The sequence below is a fragment of the Pseudomonas sp. P39-UII1 genome (assembly GCF_039672635.1).
Taxonomy (GTDB): Bacteria; Pseudomonadota; Gammaproteobacteria; order Pseudomonadales; family Pseudomonadaceae; genus Aquipseudomonas.
The window spans coordinates 131,171-154,941 of sequence record NZ_JBDFPP010000006.1; the positions used below are offsets into that span (position 1 = coordinate 131,171).

Annotated in this window: 18 protein-coding genes; 7 read left to right on the forward strand and 11 right to left on the reverse strand. The window is 62.5% G+C overall.

Annotation, left to right across the window (positions count from 1 at the left end; all coding sequences use genetic code 11):
- The first annotated feature begins 181 nt into the window (after positions 1-181).
- Positions 182-1,381 (forward strand): formaldehyde dehydrogenase, glutathione-independent, encoded by a 1,200-nt coding sequence (gene fdhA, locus ABEH27_RS10895; RefSeq protein WP_346613586.1) that lies wholly within the window; start codon positions 182-184, stop codon positions 1,379-1,381.
- A gap of 24 nt (positions 1,382-1,405) precedes the next feature.
- Here the strand turns inward: fdhA and ABEH27_RS10900 are convergent, their stop codons facing one another.
- The 4 genes from ABEH27_RS10900 to ABEH27_RS10915 all read right to left on the reverse strand — a co-directional run bounded on the left by ABEH27_RS10900 (position 1,406) and on the right by ABEH27_RS10915 (position 3,668).
- Complete coding sequence (locus ABEH27_RS10900; RefSeq protein WP_346613587.1) at positions 1,406-1,633, reverse strand: hypothetical protein; 228 nt, start codon at positions 1,631-1,633, stop codon at positions 1,406-1,408.
- A gap of 173 nt (positions 1,634-1,806) precedes the next feature.
- Positions 1,807-2,070, reverse strand: a complete 264-nt coding sequence (locus ABEH27_RS10905; RefSeq protein ID WP_054903620.1) for a DUF3077 domain-containing protein — start codon at positions 2,068-2,070, stop codon at positions 1,807-1,809.
- A 155-nt stretch (positions 2,071-2,225) separates the two neighbouring features.
- Complete coding sequence (locus ABEH27_RS10910; RefSeq protein ID WP_346613588.1) at positions 2,226-2,468, reverse strand: hypothetical protein; 243 nt, start codon at positions 2,466-2,468, stop codon at positions 2,226-2,228.
- A gap of 456 nt (positions 2,469-2,924) precedes the next feature.
- Positions 2,925-3,668 carry an RHS repeat-associated core domain-containing protein gene (locus ABEH27_RS10915; protein WP_346613589.1) on the reverse strand — a complete coding sequence of 248 codons (744 nt, stop codon included), beginning with the start codon at positions 3,666-3,668 and terminating at the stop codon, positions 2,925-2,927.
- Between the two features lie 221 nt (positions 3,669-3,889).
- On the opposite strand from ABEH27_RS10915, the gene ABEH27_RS10920 reads away from it, so the two are divergent.
- A complete protein-coding gene (locus tag ABEH27_RS10920; protein WP_346613590.1) occupies positions 3,890-4,465 on the forward strand; it encodes a DUF2780 domain-containing protein in 576 nt (191 codons plus the stop codon).
- Positions 4,466-4,604: 139 nt separating this feature from the next.
- Here the strand turns inward: ABEH27_RS10920 and ABEH27_RS10925 are convergent, their stop codons facing one another.
- Both ABEH27_RS10925 and ABEH27_RS10930 read right to left on the reverse strand, forming a co-directional pair.
- A complete protein-coding gene (locus ABEH27_RS10925) occupies positions 4,605-5,954 on the reverse strand; it encodes an APC family permease (RefSeq protein WP_346613591.1) in 1,350 nt (449 codons plus the stop codon).
- Positions 5,955-6,178: 224 nt separating this feature from the next.
- Complete coding sequence (locus tag ABEH27_RS10930) at positions 6,179-7,066, reverse strand: acyltransferase (RefSeq protein ID WP_346613592.1); 888 nt, start codon at positions 7,064-7,066, stop codon at positions 6,179-6,181.
- 182 nt (positions 7,067-7,248) lie between these two features.
- Here ABEH27_RS10930 and ABEH27_RS10935 point away from each other — a divergent pair, with 182 nt between their 5' ends.
- The 4 genes from ABEH27_RS10935 to creD all read left to right on the forward strand — a co-directional run bounded on the left by ABEH27_RS10935 (position 7,249) and on the right by creD (position 11,448).
- Entirely contained in the window at positions 7,249-7,749 is a 501-nt protein-coding gene (locus tag ABEH27_RS10935) for an ATP-dependent zinc protease (RefSeq protein ID WP_346613593.1), read from the forward strand.
- Between the two features lie 107 nt (positions 7,750-7,856).
- Positions 7,857-8,537 carry a two-component system response regulator CreB gene (gene creB, locus ABEH27_RS10940; protein WP_346613594.1) on the forward strand — a complete coding sequence of 227 codons (681 nt, stop codon included), beginning with the start codon at positions 7,857-7,859 and terminating at the stop codon, positions 8,535-8,537.
- Complete coding sequence (gene creC / locus ABEH27_RS10945; RefSeq protein ID WP_346613595.1) at positions 8,537-9,970, forward strand: two-component system sensor histidine kinase CreC; 1,434 nt, start codon at positions 8,537-8,539, stop codon at positions 9,968-9,970. Before creB ends, creC begins: the two co-directional genes overlap by 1 nt.
- A 149-nt stretch (positions 9,971-10,119) precedes the next feature.
- Positions 10,120-11,448: a cell envelope integrity protein CreD gene (gene creD, locus ABEH27_RS10950; RefSeq protein WP_346613596.1), complete on the forward strand. Its 1,329-nt coding sequence runs from the start codon at positions 10,120-10,122 to the stop codon at positions 11,446-11,448.
- 226 nt (positions 11,449-11,674) lie between these two features.
- Here the strand turns inward: creD and ABEH27_RS10955 are convergent, their stop codons facing one another.
- The 5 genes from ABEH27_RS10955 to aceE all read right to left on the reverse strand — a co-directional run bounded on the left by ABEH27_RS10955 (position 11,675) and on the right by aceE (position 20,419).
- Entirely contained in the window at positions 11,675-12,298 is a 624-nt protein-coding gene (locus ABEH27_RS10955) for a glutathione S-transferase (RefSeq protein ID WP_346613597.1), read from the reverse strand.
- Between the two features lie 3 nt (positions 12,299-12,301).
- Entirely contained in the window at positions 12,302-12,970 is a 669-nt protein-coding gene (msrA, locus tag ABEH27_RS10960) for a peptide-methionine (S)-S-oxide reductase MsrA (RefSeq protein ID WP_346613598.1), read from the reverse strand.
- Positions 12,971-13,126: 156 nt separating this feature from the next.
- Positions 13,127-15,817, reverse strand: coding sequence for an EAL domain-containing protein (locus tag ABEH27_RS10965; protein ID WP_346613599.1), 2,691 nt, complete (start codon positions 15,815-15,817; stop codon positions 13,127-13,129).
- Between the two features lie 296 nt (positions 15,818-16,113).
- Positions 16,114-17,760, reverse strand: coding sequence for a dihydrolipoyllysine-residue acetyltransferase (gene aceF, locus ABEH27_RS10970; RefSeq protein ID WP_346613600.1), 1,647 nt, complete (start codon positions 17,758-17,760; stop codon positions 16,114-16,116).
- A gap of 13 nt (positions 17,761-17,773) precedes the next feature.
- Positions 17,774-20,419 (reverse strand): pyruvate dehydrogenase (acetyl-transferring), homodimeric type, encoded by a 2,646-nt coding sequence (gene aceE / locus ABEH27_RS10975; protein ID WP_346613601.1) that lies wholly within the window; start codon positions 20,417-20,419, stop codon positions 17,774-17,776.
- A gap of 383 nt (positions 20,420-20,802) precedes the next feature.
- On the opposite strand from aceE, the gene glnE reads away from it, so the two are divergent.
- Positions 20,803-23,736 carry a bifunctional [glutamate--ammonia ligase]-adenylyl-L-tyrosine phosphorylase/[glutamate--ammonia-ligase] adenylyltransferase gene (glnE, locus tag ABEH27_RS10980; RefSeq protein ID WP_346613602.1) on the forward strand — a complete coding sequence of 978 codons (2,934 nt, stop codon included), beginning with the start codon at positions 20,803-20,805 and terminating at the stop codon, positions 23,734-23,736.
- The last annotated feature ends 35 nt before the right edge of the window (positions 23,737-23,771 follow it).

Consider the following 23,771-nt stretch of genomic DNA (forward strand, 5'->3'; position numbering starts at 1 on the left):
TGCCGGCGATTGGGCCCACCCCTTTGGGCCTGCCGTAAAAAGGTATCTCCCTGTCGCTTCCAGTCACTGCGACATCGCCCATCAGGCCCACAATTCCCTGCATTCCAGTAACACCAGCCGCCCATGGATGGCGGCGCGTTCAACCACCGCTGCATAAATAAAAATCAAGCGAGGTAAGAGCATGTCTGGCAATCGTGGAGTGGTATATCTCGGCGCCGGCAAGGTCGAAGTGCAACACATCGACTACCCGAAAATGCAGGACCCGCGCGGCAAGAAAATCGAACACGGCGTCATCCTGAAGGTGGTCTCCACCAACATCTGCGGCTCCGACCAGCACATGGTCCGTGGCCGCACCACTGCCCAAGTCGGCCTGGTACTGGGCCACGAAATTACCGGTGAAATCGTCGAACTGGGGCGCGATGTAGAACGCCTGAAAATCGGCGACCTGGTGTCGGTACCGTTCAACGTTGCCTGCGGCCGCTGCCGCTCGTGCAAAGAGATGCACACCGGTGTCTGCCTCACCGTCAACCCGGCCCGCGCCGGTGGTGCCTATGGCTATGTCGACATGGGCGACTGGACCGGTGGCCAGGCCGAATATGTGCTGGTGCCGTATGCCGACTTCAACCTGCTGAAACTGCCGGACCGCGACAAGGCCATGGAAAAGATCCGTGACCTGACCTGCCTGTCCGACATTCTGCCGACGGGCTACCACGGTGCCGTGACTGCGGGCGTAGGCCCAGGCAGCACCGTTTACGTTGCGGGTGCCGGCCCGGTCGGGCTGGCTGCGGCTGCCTCCGCCCGCCTGCTGGGCGCCGCCTGTGTGATCGTCGGCGACCTCAACCCGGCCCGCCTGGCCCACGCCAAGTCCCAGGGCTTCGAAGTCGTCGACTTGTCCAAGGACACCCCGCTGCATGAGCAGATCATCGACATCCTTGGCGAGCCTGAAGTGGACTGCGCCGTGGATGCTGTCGGCTTCGAAGCCCGCGGCCATGGCCACGAAGGTGCCAAGCACGAAGCCCCAGCCACCGTGCTGAACTCACTGATGCAGGTGACCCGCGTTGCTGGCAGCATCGGCATCCCGGGCCTGTACGTGACCGAAGACCCAGGCGCGGTCGATGCCGCTGCCAAGATCGGCGCGCTGAGCATCCGCTTCGGCCTGGGCTGGGCCAAGTCGCACAGCTTCCACACCGGCCAGACCCCGACCATGAAATACAACCGCCAGCTGATGCAGGCGATCATGTGGGACCGCATCAACATTGCTGAAGTGGTGGGTGTGCAGGTGATCAACCTGGATCAGGCGCCGGAAGGGTACGGCGAGTTCGATGCAGGCGTGCCGAAGAAATTCGTGATCGACCCGCACAAGATGTGGGGCGCGGCTTGATGCCCTGATGTAATGAAAAGCCCCTCATGCTGAGGGGCTTTCTTCTGCTTGCACGTTTGCGTTTTGCACCGCGAGTACCGATCCTGGGGTATCGGTGGCCAGCAAAGCGCTGCCTATCGTCGGGTCTGTACTCAGCTCTGCCAGCGGTAACGCATCGTTGCGGAAAATGGCGAGATGCTGGTCACCGTCCTGCACGGAAACGAGCTGGTTGCCTTGATAGAAGAATAGCGTTCGATTCGCTGCTTTAGCCATGATTCAAGTCCCTGTCGCACTGGATTCAAATGGTCTGCTACACGCCCATTCTGAATGACCGCAGAGATTTTCATACTGGCAGAAATAACAGTTTTACAGCCTCTCTCAGTGATTGTTCATAACCTGTAGGAGCGGGCTTGCCCGCGATGAGGCCAGCCCTGCAAACCTCTTACTCAGCGCATCATCCCCAGCTCGGCATCATCCAGCAGCGCCTTGGCCATTGCGCTCAGGTAGTGGGAAGCCCATATCAGTTGCTGATCGCCTTCCATCACGCCGGTGAGGGTCATGTCTCGTACATAGCCCATCAGTTCCGAAGCCTGTTCGCGAGCGCTTTGGCACGGAATGCCGGGGGCGATGCAGAACAGCGGTTGAGTGTGGCCTTCGGCTTGAAAGAAGAAGGTTTTGCCCACGGTGGTTTTGGTGTCTTCGGTTGTCATTGTTCTATCCCGTGAAAGTTCTCTACTGGCTGGTCGGGCCTCATCGCGGGTGAACCCGCTCCTACAGGCTCTGCGCTGGCCGTTGCCATGCGCTGCACGTGTAGGAGCGGGTTTACCCGCGATGAGGCCAGACCCGCCAACAAATGGCTCGAGCCTTAGTGCCGCATTCGCGGCCCCGCCGGCATCTGCACCTGGATCAACGCCGCCTCAAGCAACACCCGCAGCGCTTCAAGTTCGTGCATCGTGGCCATCATCAGGATCGAAACCGGCGATTTGGGCTGCAGCAGAACCGCCTGCTGCGCGACGGTTTGGGCGCACAGCGCGTAGTCCGTGGCCTGGATGAGGGTGTCTTCGAGGGAATGGGAGGTGTGGGGTGGATCGGGGACAATCTTAAGCATGATGGAACACCTTGAATGAGGGCCATCACCATCTGCTGTCAAACAATTGGTGGCAGCTGTACAGGGGTTGACAGACCGGTAGGTGAACCAAAACCCGGCGCACACGAAGTGCCCCATGCACAGCTGCCATAAAGGCGAGCCATGTGATTCATACCAAGGCGGCCTGTCAAAGCCGGTCGCTGATTTCGCAGCGACCGCCCGAGACTAGAGCCCAGCCCAGATCATCGCAATGGCTTAAGCGGCTTGGGACTGTAATTCAGAAACGTCCTACACGTAAGCGGAAAAAACTGAAACCCAGTAGAAATTCAGGTTGGGTTTCTTATGCTCGGCCTAGTTAACGCATAGTAGGATCTCGCCAAGCAAACATGCTGCTCTCTGGGTACAGGAGGCAAAGCCATGTGGTTGACGAAGACAGCCTGTCCAAGCCAGCTGTTGAGCATGTAGGTGCTTGCGCTCCTAGTAAGGAGGCCTGATGGTTCTCATGTCATAAGCGTTAGGGATTTCCAGATCCATTCCGTCGCGGATCAAGTGGAGCAACTCTGAATTAAACCTCATCTTCATTTTCGGCCTGTACAGATTTTGCTCGGTCATCTGCTGAAGAACGTGTGCATGGCGGCTGGTGATCTTTGTGTTGAGCCCTTCAGCTATCTGATGGTGGCGGTTTTCCAGCGAAATAAAGCGTTTGGTAGCAGTGGCTGCAGTCGCCTCACTGGAAGCACTCATAATGGCACGCTTGGCATCGTTCAATTCCGATTTTGATATTCTGAACAAATATTGATTCTCGGAATAACTCATGTCCTGTAGCCTTGCTTTACTAAAATGCTTGGGCGCTAATGTTGTGGGCTGCGTCGGCAACTTGAGTTCCGGACCACGCCTAGGTAATTGAATTTTCGGAAAAAATTTTGCTGAGCGCAGGAGTGTGTACAGGAAGGAGGCGTGCCCAGTCGGATCGATTTGATTCACGGGGTCGCCTGAACAATAGGCGTAGCTGTTTATTCCCCCGTCGCCAAATGGGCTCAAGCTGTCAGCGCTGTAAAAGCGAAGCAGGCTGGGGTTGAAGGCTCTGTAGCCAGCGCCGAGAATATAGAGTGACGTATGCGCTAGTAGGTGCTCGCCATTGAAACCAAGCGCAGTCCGTGCTCGTTGGGCCGTAGCGGAAAACCCGTAGGCGGTATAAACATGTTTTTCGCCTCTGTTCATACAATTCTCATCTCCATCAGGCGGAGCGCGTTGTCGCTCCGATTATTCTGGCTTCCCTGAGTATCTCGATGCCTATCGCATGTAGCTACTGGCAAAAATGACAGGTGTTCGCGACTGATCATGGCTGCCGGTGCGTCCCGACAAGCAGCTTGGAACAATAGCTTGAAACGCCAGTCAAACCCCTCGTTTCCCAGGCCATCCCGGCCCACGAGGTCCCCCCAATGAAAGCATTCACCCTGGCAACCCTGATGACCCTGGCCGCAAGCCCGGTGTTCGCCTTCAACCTCAGCGATGCCGCCAACGCCGTGTCGGCCATGCAGAACCAGAAGCAGCAGGGCCAGGTGCAGGCGCCCGAGGCGCAGGCCAATTTGCTCAATACGCTGGGCAGCGAACTTAAGATCACCCCGGAGCAGGCCGTGGGCGGGGCAGGGGCGATGTTGGGGCTGGCGCGCAATAACCTGAGCGCTGACGATTACGGCCAATTGACCAAAGCCGTGCCTGGGCTGGACCTGCTGTCGGGCGCCAATGCGCTGGGCGGGTTGAGCGGGCTGGGTGAAATGCTGGGCAAGAACAGTGAAAGCCAGTCGGCGTTGAGCAATGCGCTGGGCAATGACGTTGAGAACCGCAGCGACCTGGACAGTGCGTTCAAGGCGTTGGGGATGGATACCGGCATGATCGGGCAGTTTGCCCCATTGATTCTGCAGTACTTGGGGCAGCAGGGGATTGCCGGGTCGTTGTTGCAGAACCTGGGTAGTTTGTGGACTACGCCGGCGCCGTTGGCTCAGCCTTCGGTCTGAAGGGCATGCAGGGCCGCTGCTGGCCCTATCGCCGGCAAGCCGGCTCCCACAGGGTAATCACCGACTTCAAGTGCCGCGGTTAACCTGTAGGAGCCGGCTTGCCGGCGATGGGGCCGGTGCAGCCAGCACGTATTCCCAGTCAGGCGGCTTCGGAGAAGTCCACCAGGCTAACCGGGCGACGGAAGCCGGCAGTCAGTACCGCCAGGTACGCAAGCCCCAGCGCGAACCAGCACAGGCCAATCACCAAGGTCAGCGCCGACAGGCTGGTCCACAGCCACAAGGTCAGGCTCAACCCCACCAGCGGCACCGCGCCATAGCACAGCAGGCCCTTGAGGTTACGCTGCGCGCTGTCATCCATCAGGTGGGTTTTCACCACTGCCAGGTTCACCGCCGAGAACGCCACCAACGCGCCAAAGCTGATCAGCGAGGCGAGGGTGGCCAGGTCGATCACCAACGCCAGCAACGAGAACGCCGACACCAGCAAGATGGCGTACACCGGTGTGCCAAGGCGTGGCGAAAGGTGGCCGAAGGTACGCTGCGGCAGCACCCGGTCACGGCCCATGGTGTAGAGGATGCGCGACACCGCTGCCTGGGACGCCAGGGCCGAGCCGAGGCTGCCGGCCACATAGGCGGCAGTGAAGAAGTTGGCCAGGAACTGCCCGCCCGCCTTCAGCATCACCTCGTTGGCGGCCGCATCGGCATTGGCGAAGGTGCTGCCCGGCAGAACCAGCTGGCTTACGTAAGCCAGTACGGTGAACAGGAGGCCGGCGAACAGCGTGGTGAGGATGATCGCCCGGGGCACGTCGCGGCGGGCGTTGCGGCTTTCTTCGGCCAGGGTGGACACAGCGTCGAAGCCCAGGAACGACAGGCACAGTACCGCCGCGCCGGCCATCAGTGGGCCGAAGCCGGGGGCGCTGCCATCACCGCTCAGCGGCGCCAGCCAGTCCAGCTGGCCGTTGCCCAAGCCCTGCCACGACAGCGCGACGAACACGCCGATGAAGACGATCTGCGCCCCGACGATCAAATTGCTGGTCTTGGCCACCGAGTTGATGCCAACCACGTTGAGCACGGTCACCAGCGCGATGGAGGCGAGCACGAAGGCCCAGGCGGGAACGGCTGGGAAGGCGATGTTGAGGAACAGGCCGATGAGCAAGTAGTTGATCATCGGCAGGAACAGGTAGTCGAGCAGCAATGACCAGCCCGCCAGGAAGCCTATGTTCTGGCCGAACGCCATGTTGCTGTAGGAGTACGCCGAGCCCGCGACCGGGAAGCGTTTGACCATGAAACTGTAGGACGCAGCGGTAAACAGCATGGCCACCAGCGTGACCAGGTAGGCGCCAGCGGTGCGGCCGCCGGTGAGTTCGGTGACGATGCCGTAGGTGGTGAAGATGGTCAGCGGGACCATGTAGACCAGGCCGAAGAATACCAGGGCGGGCAGGCCCAGGACGCGGCGAAGCTGGGGCGGGGCGGAGCTAGGTTGGTTGGCCATTGATCGATCCAGGCTTTTTTGTAGTTGTGCTTTGATCGATTTTTATCCGCTAGGGCGGATGATGACAAAGAAGTAATTCTAATGCCGATTATTAGCCTGGCTTTTAATGGTGGTTGTGCAGTGTCTTTGCCGGCCTCATCGCGGGCAAGCCCGCTCCTACAGGTTTGTGGTGTCCTTGTAGGCGCGGGCTTGCCCGCGATGAGGCCCGATCAGGCGGCGCAGATTCAGCCAATCTCCGCCCGGAGTTTCTCTATTCGCTGGTCCTTCTCCAGCCACAACTGATTCACCCAAGCCTGCACCGTCTGCCGGAACGCAGGGTCACTTTCGTAATCCCCACCCCACAACGCCGGGTCCAGCTCACGCACCTGAATGTCGATAATCACCCGGCTAATGCTGCCATCAAGCAAATCCCAGAACCCGGGTGCCTTGTCGCCGGGGTAGACGATGGTCACGTCCAGCAACGCATCCAGCTGTTCACCCAACGCCGCCAGTACAAAAGCCACACCCCCGGCCTTGGGCTTGAGCAGGTAGCGGTAAGGCGATTGCTGCTCCTGGCGCTTGGCTTCGGTAAAGCGGGTGCCTTCAAGGTAATTCACCACAGTCACCGGCTGGCGCTTGAACAGTTCACAGGCCGCTTTGGTGATTTCCAGGTCCTTGCCCTTGAGCTCGGGGTGCTTTTCCAGAAACGCCTTGCTGTAGCGCTTCATGAACGGGTAATCCAGCCCCCACCAGGCCAGGCCCAGCAGCGGCACCCAGATCAGCTCCTTTTTGAGGAAGAACTTGAAGAACGGCGTGCGACGGTTGAGGCTCTCGATCAGCGCGGGAATGTCCACCCAGGTCTGGTGGTTGCTCACGGCCAGGTACGAAGTGTCCTTGCGCAGGTTCTCGACGCCGCGGATGTCCCATTGGGTTGGGATACACAAGGCAAAAATGGCCTTGTCGATTTCCGACCAGGCTTCGGCGACCCACATTACGGCAGCGGAGGCGTAGTCACGCCACCGGCCCGGCAACACCAGTTTGAGCAGGGCGAAGACCAGCAGCGGGCAGATCATCACCACCGTGTTGATCAGCAGCAGGGTGGTCGTAAGAATGCCGGTAAGCAGGTGACGCATAGGGAAACTCTTGTTGTGGGTAATAAACGGGCGGCAATGATAAGCAGCGCCGCCGCCTACGCCAAATGTCCAATGCCCAGCGGCCGAGACAAATGTTTCACAGTGTGTTGATTACCCTTGTGACAGCGAACCTATGCTGCTTGCACAGTCTAAGCACTCACCACCCTCAAGGAAGCCTGCCTGTGAAACCGATGCTTGCCCTGTTGTCGCTGTTGGCGCTGCCGGTAATGGCCGCAGAACCCACGCTGTACGGCCGCTACGAGAACATTGCCCTGCCCGAGCTTGGCGAAACCCTGAAGGCCAAGATGGACACCGGCGCCTATACTGCGTCGCTGTCGGCCAAGGACATCGAGCGTTTTACCCGCGATGGCGATGATTGGGTGCGCTTCCGCCTGGCGACCAAGGACGCGGACGGCAAAGTCTACGAGCACAAGGTTTCGCGCATCAGCAAGATCAAGAACCGCGCCGATGAAGAAGATGAGGGTGATGCGCCCGAGCTTTCACGCCGGCCCGTGGTCGACCTCGAGCTGTGCCTGGGCGACGTGAAGCGCACGGTGGAAGTGAACCTGGTGGACCGCAGCAGCTTCAACTATCCGCTGCTGGTGGGTGCCAAGGCCCTGCGTGAATTCAAGGCCGCGGTAAACCCGGCCAAGCGCTTTACCGCAGGCAAGCCTGACTGCTGAGCAGCAGCCGCAAGCTTGAAGCCGCAAGCTGCAAGTAACAGCAGATCAGTGTAAGTTCACGCGATCCGCTTTTACTTGAAGCTCGCAGCTTGAGGCTTGCCGCTCAGATGCCCCACATCCTCATCGTCGAAGACGAAGCCGCCATCGCCGACACCCTGGTCTACGCCCTGCAAGCCGACGGCCACAGCACCGAGTGGGTGACCCTGGGCAGCGCGGCCCTCGACCAGCAACGCCTGCGCCCCGCCGACCTGGTCATTCTCGACATCGGCCTGCCGGACATCAGTGGTTTCGAAACCTGCCGCCAACTGCGCCGCTTCAGCGAAGTACCGGTGATGTTCCTGAGCGCCCGCGACGGTGAGATCGACCGCGTGGTAGGGCTGGAAATCGGCGCTGACGATTACGTGGTCAAGCCCTTCAGCCCTCGCGAGGTGGCCGCCCGGGTGCGGGCCATCCTCAAGCGCATGGCGCCACGTGCCGAGCCTTTGGGTGAAACGCCACTGTTCCAGCTCGACACCCGGCGCATGCAGATCAGCTACCGCAGCCAGCCACTGGCCCTGACCCGCCACGAATTCCGTTTGCTGCAATGCCTGCTGGAGCAACCGCAGCGGGTGTTCAGCCGCGAGCAGCTGCTCGATGCCCTTGGCGTGGCATCGGACGCTGGCTACGACCGCACCATCGACAGCCATATCAAGAGCCTGCGCGCCAAGCTGCGCCAGGTGGCCGCCGATGCCGAGCCCATCCAGACTCACCGCGGCCTGGGCTACAGCTATAGCCCGGAACAGGCCTGATGCGCCTGGGCATACGGATTTTTCTTGTGTACTTCCTGTTCGTCGGGCTGGCGGGTTACTTCCTGCTGAACACGGTGCGTGAGCAGATTCGCCCGGTGGTGCGCCAGTCGTCCGAAGAAACGCTGGTAGACACCGCCAACCTGTTGGCGGAGATCCTGCGCGACGACGTCAAGGCCGGCACCCTGGCGCAGAGCCGTTTGCCGGAGGTACTCAAGGCCTATGCCGTGCGCAGCCCGGGCGCGCAGATCTGGGGCCTGGCGAAGAACCAGGTCAGCCACCGCATCTACGTGACCGATGCCCATGGCATCGTGCTGCTGGACTCCAGCGGCGAGGCCTTGGGCAAGGATTATTCGCGCTGGAATGACGTCTACCTGACCCTGCGGGGCCAGTACGGTGCCCGTTCCACGCGCAGCGTCGAGGAGGATGAAAACACCTCGGTGATGCACGTGGCGGCGCCCATTCTCGACGATGGCAAGATCATCGGCGTGGTCACCGTGGCCAAGCCCAACAGTTCGCTGCAGCCTTATATCGACCGTTCCGAGCAGCGCCTGCTTGGCTTGGGGTTGGGGTTGATCGGCATGGGCCTGCTGATTGGCGCGGCGTTGTCCTGGTGGCTGGCGCGCTCGCTGCGCAAGCTGGCGCGGTACGCGCAGGCGGTCAGCGAGGGCGAGCGCGCAGCGCTGCCGCACTACAAGGGCGGCGAGCTGGCGCATCTGGCCAATGCGGTGGAGCGCATGCGCACCCAGCTGGAGGGCAAGGCGTATGTCGAGCGCTACGTGCACACCCTCACCCATGAACTGAAGAGCCCGCTGGCGGCCATTCGCGGTGCCTCCGAGCTGCTGCAGGGCGATATGCCTGACGAGCAGCGGGCGCGGTTTGCCGGCAACATCGAGCGCGAAAGCGAGCGCTTGCAGCAGATGATCGAACGTTTGCTCAACCTGGCTCGGGTCGAGCAGATGCAGGCGCTGGAGGATGAGCAGCAGGTGGCCTTGGCAGCGTTGGTAGATGAGCTGTTGCTGGCGCATGCGGCGCGGATCGACGCGGGTGGCTTGCAGGTGCGCCAGCGGGTGCCGGCCGGGTTGTGGCTGCTGTGCGACCCGTTCCTGATGCGCCAGGCGCTGGCCAACCTGCTCGACAATGCGCTGGATTTCACCCCGCCCGGTGGTGCGCTGTTGTTCGAGCTGGAGCGCGATGGCGAGCGCGTTGCGCTGAGTGTGTTCAACCAGGGCGAGGCGATACCGGCTTACGCCATCGGGCGCGTCGCCGAGCGCTTCTACTCGCTGCCGCGCCCAGCGAGCGGGCGCAAGAGCACGGGGTTGGGGCTTAATTTCGTGGCCGAGGTGATGCAACTGCACGGCGGGGCGCTGGCGGTGAACAATGTCGATGGCGGGGTGCGGGTAAGGCTGTGGCTGCCGGAGCGGCGTATCAGCTGAAATCCTTGCGGGCCGCTGCGCAGCCCATCGCCGGCAAGCCGGCTCCCACACGGGCTGCGGCGCACCGCAAAAACACCGAATCTCCACACAACCTCCCCAAGGTCTCCACGCAAGGCGCACACACTGCGCCCACTGCCACAGGAGGCCCTATGAACAAGACCCTAGGTTTCAAGCTCGGCACCATCGCCCTGCTGATCGTGTTGCTGTTGATTCCCCTGCTGATGATCGACAACCTTATCGACGAGCGCCAGAACCTGCGCGATAGCGTGCTGCGAGACATTGCCCAGAGCGCCAGTTTCGACCAGCAGATCAGCGGCCCGTTGCTGGTGGTGCCCTACCGCAAGCTCCAGCGCCGCTGGATCGACAAGGACGGCCAGAGCGTGCAGGAAACCAGCACCATCGCCGGCCACCTGTACTTTTTGCCAGAAACCTTCGACGCTGACCTGGGCGTGGACACCGAACTGCGTGCCCGCGGCATCTACCAGGCGCGGCTGTTCCACGCCAAGGGGCGCCTCTCGGGCCGCTTCAAGCTGCCGGAACGCTGGGGCATCGACAAGGATTTCGACGACTACCGCTTCGACAAGCCGTTCCTGGTGGTGGGCATCAGCGATATCCGTGGCATTGAAAATGCCCTGGAACTCCACCTTGACGATCAACGCCTGGCTTTCGCGGCGGGTACCGGGCTGGACTGGCTGCGCAGTGGCGTGCACGTGGCCTTGCCGCAACTGGATGGCCAGCAGACCCGTGAATTCAGCTATGGCTTCGACCTGGCGCTGCAGGGCACCGGGCAACTGCACCTGCTGCCGGTGGGCCGCACCAGTAGCGTCGACATGCGCGCCAACTGGCCGCATCCAAGCTTTATCGGCAGCTACCTGCCCAACCGCCGCGATATCGACGACAAGGGCTTCAGCGCGCACTGGCAGACTTCATTCTTCGCCACCAACCTGGAAGACGCCCTGCGCCAGTGTGCCGGCGCCGGGCAGTGCGCGGACTTCAGCGAGCGCACTTTCGGTGTGAGTTTCGTCGACCCGGTGGACCAGTACCTCAAGAGCGAGCGTGCGATCAAATACGCCTTGCTGTTCATTGCCCTGACCTTTGCCGGCTTCTTCCTGTTCGAGGTGCTGAAGAACCTCAGCGTGCACCCGGTGCAGTACATCCTGGTCGGTGTGGCACTGGCGTTCTTCTACCTGCTGCTGTTGTCGCTGTCCGAGCACATCGGCTTTGGCCTGGCGTATGGGCTGTCGGCGTCGGCCTGCGTGCTGTTGATCGGCTTCTATCTCAGCCACGTGTTGCGCAGCCTAGGGCGGGGTGTGGGCTTTGCGGCGGGGTTGGCGGCGCTGTACGCGATGCTTTACGGGCTGCTGAGCGCCGAGGACTATGCGCTGTTGATGGGTTCGTTGCTGTGCTTTGGCTTGCTGGGCGTGTTCATGGTGCTGACCCGCCGGTTGGACTGGGCGCGGGTGGGGAGGGCGGCATGAGGGAAGACAAAGAGATCGGGCGGTGGTTGGCGCGCAGAATCGGGCAGCTGTTTCCTGCGATAGCCAAGTGAGGCAGAGGGCTGCGGTGCAGCCCTATCGCCGGCAAGCCGGCTCCCACCGGGTGGACTGCCTCCAGGAGGTTGGACACCCACCAACCCTTGGGGTAGTCCAGGGCCCGTAGCGCAGCCTTCGTTGTGGGAACCGGCTTGCCGGCGATTGCGGTGTATCAGGTGTTCGGTGCGGTAGCGACCATCGATGGCCGCTTGGCCACCTCGGCATACCACGCCGCCAACCCTGGCTGGCGCTCGCGCCAGCCAAAGTCAGGCTGGCGCAAGTCCAGGTACCCAAGGGCGCAGGCCACACCAATCGCGGCCAGATCAAAGCCTGAAATCAGCTCGGCCAGGTGTTCCTGCTCAAGGTTCGCCAAGCTGCGGCTTATCTTGTCGCCTTGCGCTTGCAGCCAACCGTCCCAGCGCTTGTCCTCAGGCCGCAGGAAGCTCTCATAACGGCTCGAAACCGCCGCATCCATGATCGCATCCGCCTGCGACGCCAAGGTCATTCGCCGCCAGCGCGCCGAGCCCTCGCGCGGCAGCAGCGGCAAGCCGACATGCTGCAGGTCGAGGAATTCGCAGATGACCCGGCTGTCGTGCAGCACGGTACCGTCTTCCAGGCGCAGGGCCGGGATCTTGCCGATCGGGTTGCCATGGTTCAGCTGCTCGTCGCCGCTGACCGGGCTCACGTTCACCGGCTGCAGCGCAACACGGTCAAGCTGGCCGGTCTCGTGCAACACCACCATGACCTTGCGCACGAACGGCGACAGCGGCGAGTGGAACAGGGTCATCGTGCTCATGGTTCAGTTGCCCTGCAGGCTAGGGGGCAGGCATACGCCGGTGCCACCGATGCCGCAGTAACCCTCGGGGTTTTTGGCCAGGTACTGCTGGTGGTAGGCCTCGGCGAAGAACACGGTCGGCGCCTGGTCGATCTCGGTGGTGATCTCGCCGAAGCCGGCCTTGTTCAGCTCGGCCTGGAAGGCATCGCGGCTGGCTTTGGCTTGGTCGAGCTGCTCGGGGCTGGTGCAGAAGATCGCCGAGCGGTACTGGGTGCCGACGTCGTTGCCCTGGCGCATGCCCTGGGTCGGGTTGTGCAGTTCCCAGAACATCGCCAGCAGCTCGCGGTAGCTGACTTTGTCTTTGTCGAACACCACCAGCACCACTTCGGTGTGGCCGGTCAGGCCCGAGCAGACCTCTTCGTAGGTGGGGTTGGGGGTGAAGCCGCCGGCGTAGCCGACCACGGTGCTGACCACGCCCTCACGCTGCCAGAAGCGGCGCTCGGCGCCCCAGAAACAGCCCAGGCCGAAGATGGCGAAGTCGATGTTGCCCTCGAAGAACGGGCCGAGCAGTGGGGTGCCTTCGAACACGTAATGGAACTCGGGCAGGGACATTGGCGTTTCGCGGCCAGGCAGTGCCTGCTCCGCAGTAGGCATGACGTTTTTGTTCACCAGGATTTCCGAACGCAGGACCATGGCCGTTCCTCTGTTTTTTCAGTTGGATAGGTGTTGAGCCATTCGCGGGGCAAGCCCGCTCCCACAGGTTTGGTGTTCAGACGCGAACTTGTGGGAGCCGGCTTGCCGGCGATGAGGCCCGAATGGACTCTATAGTGCCCGAGGTTTACGCAGCTGTCAGGCCATTGGACCGCGCGGGTAGCGCTTGAGTTTTTCCGCAAGCTCTCGCCCGGGAATCGGCCGGTCGAACAGGTAGCCCTGGCCCACATCGCAACGGTGCCGACGCAGGAACGCCAGTTGCTCCGGCGTCTCGATCCCCTCGGCCACCACCTTGAGCTTGAGGTTGTGGGCCATGGCCACCACTGCCGAGGTGATTTCCATGTCGTCCTGGTTGTCGGGGATCTCGTTGATGAAGCTACGGTCGATCTTGATGATGTCGATCGGAAACTTCTTCAGGTAACTCAGCGATGAATAGCCAGTGCCGAAGTCGTCCATGGCCAGGGTAAGCCCCAGGGCCTTGAGTTCGTCGAGCTGGCGGTGGGTGTCTTCGGTGGCTTCCAGCAGGAGGCCCTCGGTCAGCTCAAGCTCCAGCAGGTGAGGGGGGAGGTCTTCTTCCTTGAGGATCGAGCCGATCGAAGCCACCAGGTCGGGGTCGGAGAACTGCTTGGGCGACAGGTTGATGGCCACGTGCAAATTACCCATACCCGCCGCGCGCAGTTGCTGGCTCATGCGGCACGACTGACGCACCACCCATTTGCCGATGGGGATGATCAGGCCGGTTTCCTCGGCCACGCTGATGAACTGGTCCGGGCGGATCATGCCGCGCTCGGGGTGGTTCCAGCGCAGCAGCGCTTCCAGGCCCAGCAAGCGACCACTGCGCAGGCACAGCTTGGGCTGGTAGAACACCTCCAGCTCGTTCTGGGTCAGCGCGCGGCGCAGGTTGTTCTCGACGAACAGCTTGTAGCTGGCTTCGGCATTGAGCACCTCGGTGAACACCTGCACCTGGTGTTTGCCGTTGGCCTTGGCCTTGTGCAGTGCCAGGCCTGCGTTTTTCATCAGGGTAGTCGGGTCGCTGCCGTGCAGCGGCGCGCAGGCCAGGCCCACGGAGGCGGTGACGTTGATCAGCTGGTTGTCGACGAACATGGGTTTGTCGAGGGTGCGCAGCAGTTGCTGGGCGACGCCTTGGCCGTCTTCCAGGCTGGTGTCGTCGAGCAGCACGGCGAATTCGTTACTGGCAAAGCGGGCCAGCACACCGCCGACGCTGAGGCTGTTGCGCAGGCGCCGGGCAAGGCTGATCAGCAGCTTGTCGCCAGTCTGGTGGCCGAGGCTGTCGTTGATCCGCTTGAAGTTGTCGATGTCCACCAGCAGCAGGCAGATCGGGCTTTCGCCATTACGGGCGAAGCGTTCGTCGAGGCTGCGGATGAACGCCGGGCGGTTGCCCAGGTTGGTCAGGTTGTCGGTGTAGGCCAGGCGTTCGATGCGCTGCTGGGCCAGCTTGGTCTGGGTGACGTCTTCGTAGATACCGATGTAGTGGGTCAACTCACGGTTGTCGCCATACACCTTGGAAATCGACAGCTGGCCCCAGTACGGTTCGAGGTTCTTGCGCCGGCTCTTGAACTCGCCCTGCCAGCTGTTGCCCATGGCCAGGCTCGATGGCGTATCGAACAACAGCTCGCTGAGGTTTTCCAGCGCTGGCAGTTCGGCCAGGTGGCGGCCTTGCACCTCGTCGGTGCTGTACTGGGTGATTGCGGTAAAGCTTGGGTTGACGTACTCCACTACGCCGTCGCGGTTGACCAGCAGAAAAGCGCTGGCGCTTTGCTCCACGGCGCGCTGGAACAGGTGCAGGGCGCTGGCGGCGGTGCGCCGGTTGTGGTTGGTGATGACCTGGGCAAACTGGTCGGCCAGCTCACCGGCGAAGGCGATTTCGTCCGACTGCCAGGCCCGCGGCTGGCCGGTCTGCTCCAGGCACAGCACGCCGACTACCTGGCCATCGACGCGGATGCTGGCGTCGAGCATGGCGTTGTTGTCGGCGTACAGGCTCTGGGCCAGTTCGCGGGTGCGTGGGTCGTGGTTGGCGTTGTGCGCGTCGATTGCGCGGCTGGCGTGCAGGGCGTCCAGGTAGTCGGGGAAGCGGCTGGCATCGATCGGCTCGGGCAAGCGATGCACTTGCTCATTGCCCAGCCAGGCGCTGATCGGCTCCAGGCGCTGGCCTTCCAGGTGCCAGATACTGGCGCTGTCCACCTTGTAGATTTCGCAGGCGCTGCGGGTGATCAGCTGCGCGGCTTCGAGCAGTGAATTCTCAGCGCTGTAGCGCTGGCGGGCGAGGCGCAGTATCAGGTCTTGCTGGCCACGTACGCGCTCCAGGTGTTCGAGCTGTTCCTGCTGCGTGCGCTGGTTCAGTTGCAGGGCAAGTTGCAGGCGGTTGTTGCGCGACTCCAGCTCGTTGGCGTCCAGCTCCATGTCGTCTTCGGGCGGGTCGTCGAGCACGGTCAGAAAGCCGCGCAGCAGGTGTCGGTTGTGCTGCTTGTAGGCCTCACCCGCTTCGAGCAGGCGCAACGAGCGCGGCTGGGCGTGCAAGGTGTAGCGCACGCGGTAATAGCCTCGCGCTTGCAACTGGCGCTGAATCTCATCGTGCAGCGTGTAGCGCGCTTCGGGCTCCATGAGGCTGGCGTAGGGCGAGTCGATCAGTGCGCAAAGCTCTGAGGCGTGCAGGCCGAACTGGCGCTCGCAGGCTGGGTCCAGGTAGAGCATTGCCCAGGTCGCTTCGTTGAGCCTTTCGAAACGCAGCATCCCGAGCCGCGAGGGCACGGGAAGCTGCGTGACGACCTCGGCCGCCACACGGCTGGCGGCATCGGGTTGGCTTTTCATCGAAGGCTCGCTTGAAGAGGGTGACGCGGCCTGGACGGCGGCGCATCTGGCAAGGTTGCATTATGTCCCGGAGGCTGGCAAGCGGCCATGCGGGGTGTCATGTATATGTTTTCGGCTGCCGGGCTGAAATCATTAGGTGCTAGCCGTTTGCGCTTCTGCGCCTGGTAGATCGAGCGCCGCCAGATCATTTTCGCCAGGCAAAAAAAAGCCCCGCCAACGCTGACGGGGTTGAGGTACGAGCGTGGCAGCTCGAAAAGGGTACCTGCCCCCCAACCGGGAGGCAGGCTGGCTGCGTGTTACAGCAGCAGGGTGCGGATATCCGCCAGCACGTCGCCCAGGCGCTTGGTGAAGCGCGCGGCGGCAGCGCCGTTGATCACACGGTGATCGTAGGACAGCGACAGCGGCAGCATCAGCTTCGGCTGGAAGGCCTTGCCATCCCAGACCGGCTGCATGGTTGCCTTGGACACACCGAGGATCGCCACCTCAGGCGCGTTGACGATCGGCGTGAAGCCGGTGCCGCCAATGTGGCCGAGGCTGGAGATGGTGAAGCAGGCACCTTGCATGTCGTCGGCCGACAGCTTTTTGGTGCGCGCCTTCTCGGCCAGTGCAGCGGCTTCGGCAGCCAGTTGCAGCAGGCTCTTCTGGTCGACGTTCTTGATCACAGGGACCAGCAGGCCGTCCGGGGTGTCCACGGCGAAGCCGATGTTCACGTACTTCTTGCGGATGATGGCTTTGCCGCTTGGTGCCAGCGAGCTGTTGAAGTCCGGCATTTCCTTGAGCAGGAACGCGCTGGACTTGAGCAGCAGTGGCAGCACGGTCAGCTTGACGCCAGCCTTCTCGGCCACGGCCTTCTGCGCAACGCGGAAGGCTTCCAGCTCGGTGATGTCGGCAGAGTCGAACTGGGTTACGTGCGGCACGTTCAGCCAGCTGCGGTGCAGGTTGGCGGCACCGACCTGCATCAGGCGGGTCAGGGCTACTTCTTCCACTTCACCGAACTTGCTGAAGTCGACGGCAGGGATTGGCGGGATGCCAGCGCCGCCAGTCGCGCCGGCGGCTGCCGGTGCTTCTTTGGCCTTCTGCATCATCGCCTTGACGTAGACCTGCACGTCTTCTTTCAGAATGCGGCCGTGCGGGCCGGTGGCCGCAACAGCGCCCAGGTCGACACCGAATTCACGGGCCAGCTGACGAACGGCCGGGCCTGCATGAACCTTGGCGTTGCTGCCAGCAGCCGGGGCAGTAGCAGCCGGGGCAGGGGCAGCAGCCGGGGCGGCAGCGGCAGGTGCGGCGGCCGGGGCAGCCTCAGCCTTGGCCGGTGCGGCAGCGTCAGCGGCCGGAGCCGGAGCAGCAGCCGGTGCGGCACCAGCGACTTTCAGCTTGAAGATCAGGTCGCCAGTGCCGACTTCATCTTCCAGCTTGCACAGGACTTCTTCGACCACGCCAGCAGCAGGCGACGGGATCTCCATGGAGGCCTTGTCGGACTCCAGGGTGATCAGCGACTGGTCGGCTTCGACGGTGTCGCCGACCTTGACCAGCACTTCGATGATCTTGGCCTTGCCCGACGAGCCGATGTCCGGCACGTGGATGTCCTGCACGCTGGCAGCAGCCGGGGCTGCAGCTGGCGCAGGGGCAGCTTCGGCAGCCGGCTTTTCAGCGGCAGCCGGAGCGGCGGCAGGTGCAGGGGCCGCGGCCGGAGCCTCGGACGCCGCAGCGCCCTCGGCTTCCAGGACCAGCAGCTCGTCGCCTTCTTTCAGGCGATCGCCCAGCTTGACCTTCAGTTCCTTGACGATGCCGGCCTTGGGAGCCGGGATCTCCATGGAGGCCTTGTCGGACTCCAGGGTCAGCAGGCTCTGGTCAGCCTCGATACGGTCACCAACCTTGACGAACAGCTCGATGATTTCACCTTCACCGCTGCCGATGTCAGGTACGCGAATGAGTTCGCTCACTTAAAAATACTCCTCAGCAGTCCAGTGGGTTGCGCTTGTCCGGATCGATGCCGAACTTGACGATAGCGTCAGCCACCACTTTCGGTTCGATCTCGCCACGGTCAGCCAAGGCTTCCAGGGCAGCCAGCACCACGAAGTGGCGGTCGACTTCGAAGAAGTGACGCAGCTTCTTGCGGCTGTCGCTGCGACCGTAACCATCGGTACCCAGGACTTTGAATTCTTTGCTCGGCACCCACTGGCGAATCTGCTCGGCGAACAGCTTCATGTAGTCGGTGGAGGCGATGACCGGGCCTTTGCGGCCGGCCAGGCACTCTTCGACGTAAGTCTGCTGAGGCTTCTGGCCAGGCTTGAGGCGGTTGGCGCGTTCCACGGCCAGGCCGTCGCGACGCAGTTCGTTGAAGCTGGTGACGCTCCACACGTCGGCACCGACGTTGAACTCTTCACGCAGGATCTTCGCTGCTTCGCGGACTTCGCGCAGGATGGTGCCGGAGCCCATCAGCTGTACGTGGTGCGCGGCTTCGCGGGTGTCTTCTTCCAGCAGGTACATGCCCTTGATGATGCCTTCCTCGACACCGGCCGGCATGGCTGGCTGCTGGTAGGATTCGTTCATCACGGTGATGTAGTAGAAGATGTCCTGCTGCTCTTCGGTCATCTTCTTCATGCCGTCCTGGATGATCACCGCCAGCTCGTAGCCGTAGGTCGGATCATAGGTGCGGCAGTTCGGGATGGTGCCCGCCATCAGGTGGCTGTGACCATCTTCGTGCTGCAGGCCTTCACCGTTGAGGGTGGTACGGCCGGCAGTACCGCCGATCAGGAAGCCACGGGTGCGGCTGTCGCCAGCGGCCCAGGCCAGGTCGCCGATACGCTGGAAACCGAACATCGAGTAGAAGATGTAGAACGGCAGCATCGGCTGGTTGTGGCAGCTGTACGAGGTACCGGCAGCGATGAACGACGACATGGCGCCGGCTTCGTTGATGCCTTCCTCGAGGATCTGGCCTTTCTTGTCTTCGCGGTAGAACATCACCTGGTCTTTATCGACTGGCTCGTAGAGCTGGCCGACGGACGAGTAGATGCCCAGCTGGCGGAACATGCCTTCCATACCGAAGGTACGGGCTTCGTCCGGGATGATCGGAACGATGCGCTGGCCGATTTCCTTGTCCTTGACCAGCTGCGCGAGGATACGCACGAAGGCCATGGTGGTGGAGATTTCGCGGTCGCCCGAGCCGTCCAGGATCGCTTTCAGCGTTTCCAGGGATGGGGTCGGTACGCTGAAGCTCTTGGCACGGCGCTGCGGTACGAAGCCACCCAAGGCTGCGCGGCGCTCGGCCAGGTAGCGGGCTTCGGCAGAACCTTCTTCGGGCTTGAAGAACGGCAGGTGCTCGAGGTCGGCATCCTTGACCGGGATGTCGAAGCGGTCACGGAAGTGACGCAGGCTGTCGACGTCGACCTTCTTGGTGTTGTGCGCGGTGTTCTTGGCTTCGCCAGCACCGGTACCGTAACCCTTGATGGTCTTGGCCAGGATGACGGTCGGCTGCTCTTTGTGGTTCACAGCCTGGTGGTACGCCGCGTAGACCTTGTACGGGTCGTGGCCGCCACGGTTGAGCTTCCAGATCTCGTCGTCGGACAGGTCTTCGACCATGGCCTTGAGTTCTGGGGTATTGAAGAAGTTCTCACGAACGTACGCGCCGTCTTTGGCTTTGTAGTTCTGGTACTCGCCGTCGATGACTTCGTCCATGCGGCGCTGCAGGGCACCGTTGGTGTCCTTGGCCAGCAGTGGGTCCCAGAAGCGGCCCCAGACGACTTTGTTGACGTTCCAGCCACCGCCACGGAACACGCCTTCGAGTTCCTGGATGATCTTGCCGTTGCCGCGAACCGGGCCGTCGAGGCGCTGCAGGTTGCAGTTGATGACGAAGATCAGGTTGTCCAGCTTCTCACGGCCGGCCAGGGCGATTGCGCCCAGGGATTCCGGCTCGTCGCACTCGCCGTCGCCCATGAAGCACCAGACCTTCTGCTTGCCGGCCGGGATGAAGCCACGGGCTTCCAGGTACTTCATGAAGCGCGCCTGGTAGATCGCCTGGATCGGGCCCAGACCCATGGAAACGGTCGGGAACTGCCAGAAGTCAGGCATCAGCCATGGGTGCGGGTACGAAGACAGGCCTTGGCCGTCCACTTCCTGACGGAAGTTGTTCATCTGGTCTTCGCTGATGCGCCCTTCCATGAAGGCACGGGCGTAGACGCCTGGCGAAGCGTGGCCCTGGAAGAAGATCAGGTCGCCGCCGTGTTCTTCGGTCGGGGCCTGGAAGAAGTAGTTGAAGCCGATGTCATACAGGGTGGCACTGGAGGCGAAGCTGGAGATGTGGCCGCCCAGGTCCGAGTCCTTCAGGTTGGTGCGCATCACCATGGCCAGCGCGTTCCAACGCACCATCGAGCGAATGCGGCGTTCCATGAACAGGTCGCCAGGCATGCGTGCTTCGTGGGTGACAGGGATGGTGTTGCGGTATGGCGTGGTGATCGCGTACGGCAGCTGTGAGCCACTGCGGGTGGCCAGCTCGCCCATACGGGTCATCAGGTAATGAGCGCGGTCTTCGCCTTCTTTGTCGAGGACCGACTCCAGGGCTTCCAGCCATTCCTGGGTTTCGATTGGATCGAGGTCTTGCATGGCTTGCTCCAGGGCGGAAAGGCCACCAGAATCGGGGGCCTGAGTTTGCGACTGGCCTTATGGGCAGACGTCGTGAATTCTTGGATTACCGGAGTGTGACCCGGCGGCGTGTAGTTTTACTACATTTGCTTGCGCATTTCATGCTTTTGCACGAACGGGGTAGTAGTAAAACTACACAAATGCGACGTTTGGTCGCACCTTGGCTTGTGAGGAAAAACGTTCATGTTGGTTGGCGCTGTGCCGAGAGCGGGTGATTCTTGATGTTTATTGCCACTGATTGGTTTTTTTCAGCTATTTCCAACTTTTGTACGACAGTCCAACCGGGGTCCGGCTCTACCGTGGCCGCTTTTTCCTCCCACTTTCACGCCGATCAAGGATAGACCATGCGCCTGCCTTTGCCGCTCGAACTGCCCGCTACCCTGCAACCGCTGGTCGCACGTAACCAGCAGTTTCTGCTGGACGCGCTGGCCAGCCACCCTGAGCTCGACCTGAACGCCTGGAGTACCGCTCATCGGCAACAGTTCGACCAGGTGGCTGCCGCCAGCGACTTCGTCATGGGCCTGGCCCAGCGCGAGCCGGCCATGCTGTTCGCGCTGCTGGCCAGTGGTGAACTGGACCGCCGCTATGCACCCGGCGAGCTGCGTGGGTACATCGCGGCAGCGGCCCAGGCTGCACAGAGCGAAGACGAGCTGGCGCGCAACCTGCGCCGCGAGCGCAACCGCCAGCAGCTGCGCATTATCTGGCGCGATGTCACCCGCCAGGCCGAGCTGGGCGAGACGTGCCGCGACCTGTCCGACCTCGCCGACGCCGCCATCGACGAAGCCTATCAATGGCTGTACCCGCGCCACTGCCAGCAATTCGGCACGCCGATCGGCAACCGTAGCGGCGAGCCACAGCATTTGGTGGTGCTGGGCATGGGCAAGCTGGGGGCGGTGGAGTTGAACCTGTCGTCGGACATCGACCTGATCTTCGCCTTCCCCGAAGGCGGCGAGACCGAAGGGGTCAAGCGGTCGTTGGACAACCAGGAGTTCTTCACCCGCCTGGGCCAGCGCCTGATCAAGGCCCTGGACCCGGTCACCGTCGATGGCTTCGTGTTCCGCGTCGACATGCGCCTGCGCCCTTATGGCTCGGCCGGTGCCCTGGCGCTCAGTTTCAATGCCCTGGAGCAGTACTACCAGGACCAGGGTCGCGACTGGGAACGCTACGCGATGATCAAGGCGCGGGTGGTGGCCGGCGACCAGGCCGCTGGCGCGCAGTTGCAGGACATGCTGCGACCATTCGTCTACCGACGCTACCTGGACTTCTCCGCGATTGAAGCCCTGCGCACCATGAAGCAGCTGATCCAGCAGGAGGTGCGGCGCAAGGGCATGTCCGAGAACATCAAGCTCGGCGCTGGGGGCATCCGGGAAGTGGAGTTCATCGCTCAGGCCTTCCAGCTGATCCATGGTGGGCGCGACCTGAGCCTGCAGCAGCGGCCGCTGCTCAAGGTGCTGGCGACCCTGGAAGGCCAGGGTTACCTGCCGCCGGCGGTGGTTAGCGAGCTGCGTGAAGGCTATGAATTCCTGCGGTACACCGAGCATGCCATCCAGGCCATCGCCGACCGCCAGACGCAGATGCTGCCGGATGACGAAACCGACCGTGAGCGGGTGGCCTTTATCCTCGGGTTTGCCGACTGGCAGAGCTTCCATGACCAGTTGATGCACTGGCGCGGCCGTGTCGACTGGCATTTCCGTCAGGTCATCGCCGACCCGGATGACGAGGACGGCGAGGGCGAACTGGTAGTAGGCGGCGAGTGGTCGCCGTTGTGGGAACAGGCGCAGGATGAGGAGGCCGCTGGCCGCCAGTTGCAAGAGGCCGGCTTCAAGCAGCCTGCCGAAGCCTTGCGCCGCCTGGCCGGCCTGCGCGCCAGCCCGCAATTGCGCTCGATACAGCGTATTGGCCGTGAGCGCCTGGATGCTTTTATCCCCAGGCTTTTGGCCCAGGCCGTGGAGCATGACAACCCGGACCTGGTGCTGGAACGTGTGCTGCCGCTGGTCGAAGCGGTGGCGCGGCGTTCCGCCTACCTGGTGCTGCTCACCGAAAACCCCGGTGCCTTGCGCCGCCTGCTGACCCTGTGCGCCGCCAGCCCGTGGATCGCCGAACAGATGGCCCGTTACCCGCTGCTGCTCGACGAACTGCTCAATGAGGGCCGCCTGTTCAGCCCGCCGTTGGCGCCGGAGCTGGCCGCCGAGCTGCGCGAACGCCTGACGCGCATCCCCGAGGACGACCTGGAACAGCAGATGGAGGCCTTGCGCCACTTCAAGCTGGCCCACAGCCTGCGCGTGGCCGCCTCCGAAATCAGTGGCAACCTGCCGCTGATGAAAGTCAGCGACTACCTGACCTGGCTGGCCGAGGCCATCCTCGATCAGGTGCTGGCCCTGGCCTGGCGCCAGACGGTGGCGCGCCACGGCCAGCCAAAACGCAGCGATGGCAGCCTGTGTGACCCGGGCTTCGTCATCATCGGTTACGGCAAGGTGGGTGGCCTGGAGCTCGGCCACGGCTCGGACCTGGACCTGGTGTTCATCCACGACGGCGACCCGCAGGCGGAAACCGACGGCGCCAAGCCGATCGACAGCGCGCAGTTCTTTACCCGCCTGGGCCAGCGCATCATCCATTTGCTGACCACCCAGACCAACTCCGGCCAGCTCTACGACGTCGACATGCGCCTGCGCCCGTCCGGTGCTTCGGGGCTGCTGGTCAGCTCGCTGAGCGCGTTCGAGCGTTACCAGCAGAACGAGGCCTGGACCTGGGAGCATCAAGCGTTGGTGCGCGCCCGTGTGCTGGTGGGCTGCAAGCAAGTGGCGGCAGCGTTCGAGGGCGTGCGCGCCAAGGTCCTGGGCCAGGCTCGGGACCTCGACAAACTGCGCACGGAAGTCAGCGAGATGCGCGCCAAGATGCGCGGCAACCTGGGCACCAAGGCCACTGCTGCCGGTACCGCCGCGAATGCGTTCGATGCCGGTGTGGCGTTCGATATCAAGCAGGATGCCGGCGGTATCGTCGATATCGAATTTATGGTGCAATACGCCGCTTTGGCCTGGTCCCACGACCATCCGGCCCTACTGCGCTGGACCGATAACATTCGCATTCTCGAAGAGCTGGAGCAGGCAGGTTTGATGCCGGCCAGTGATGCGGTTCTGTTGCGTGAAGTGTACAAGGCGTTTCGCTCTGCCTCGCACCGCCAGGCCCTGCAGAAGCAGGCCGGGGTGATCGATGCGGCGCAGTTTGCCGATGAACGCCGCGAAGTGCGGCGGATTTGGACGCAGCTCGGTTTGACTTGAGGGCCAATCGCCGGCAAGCCGGCTCCCACAGGTAC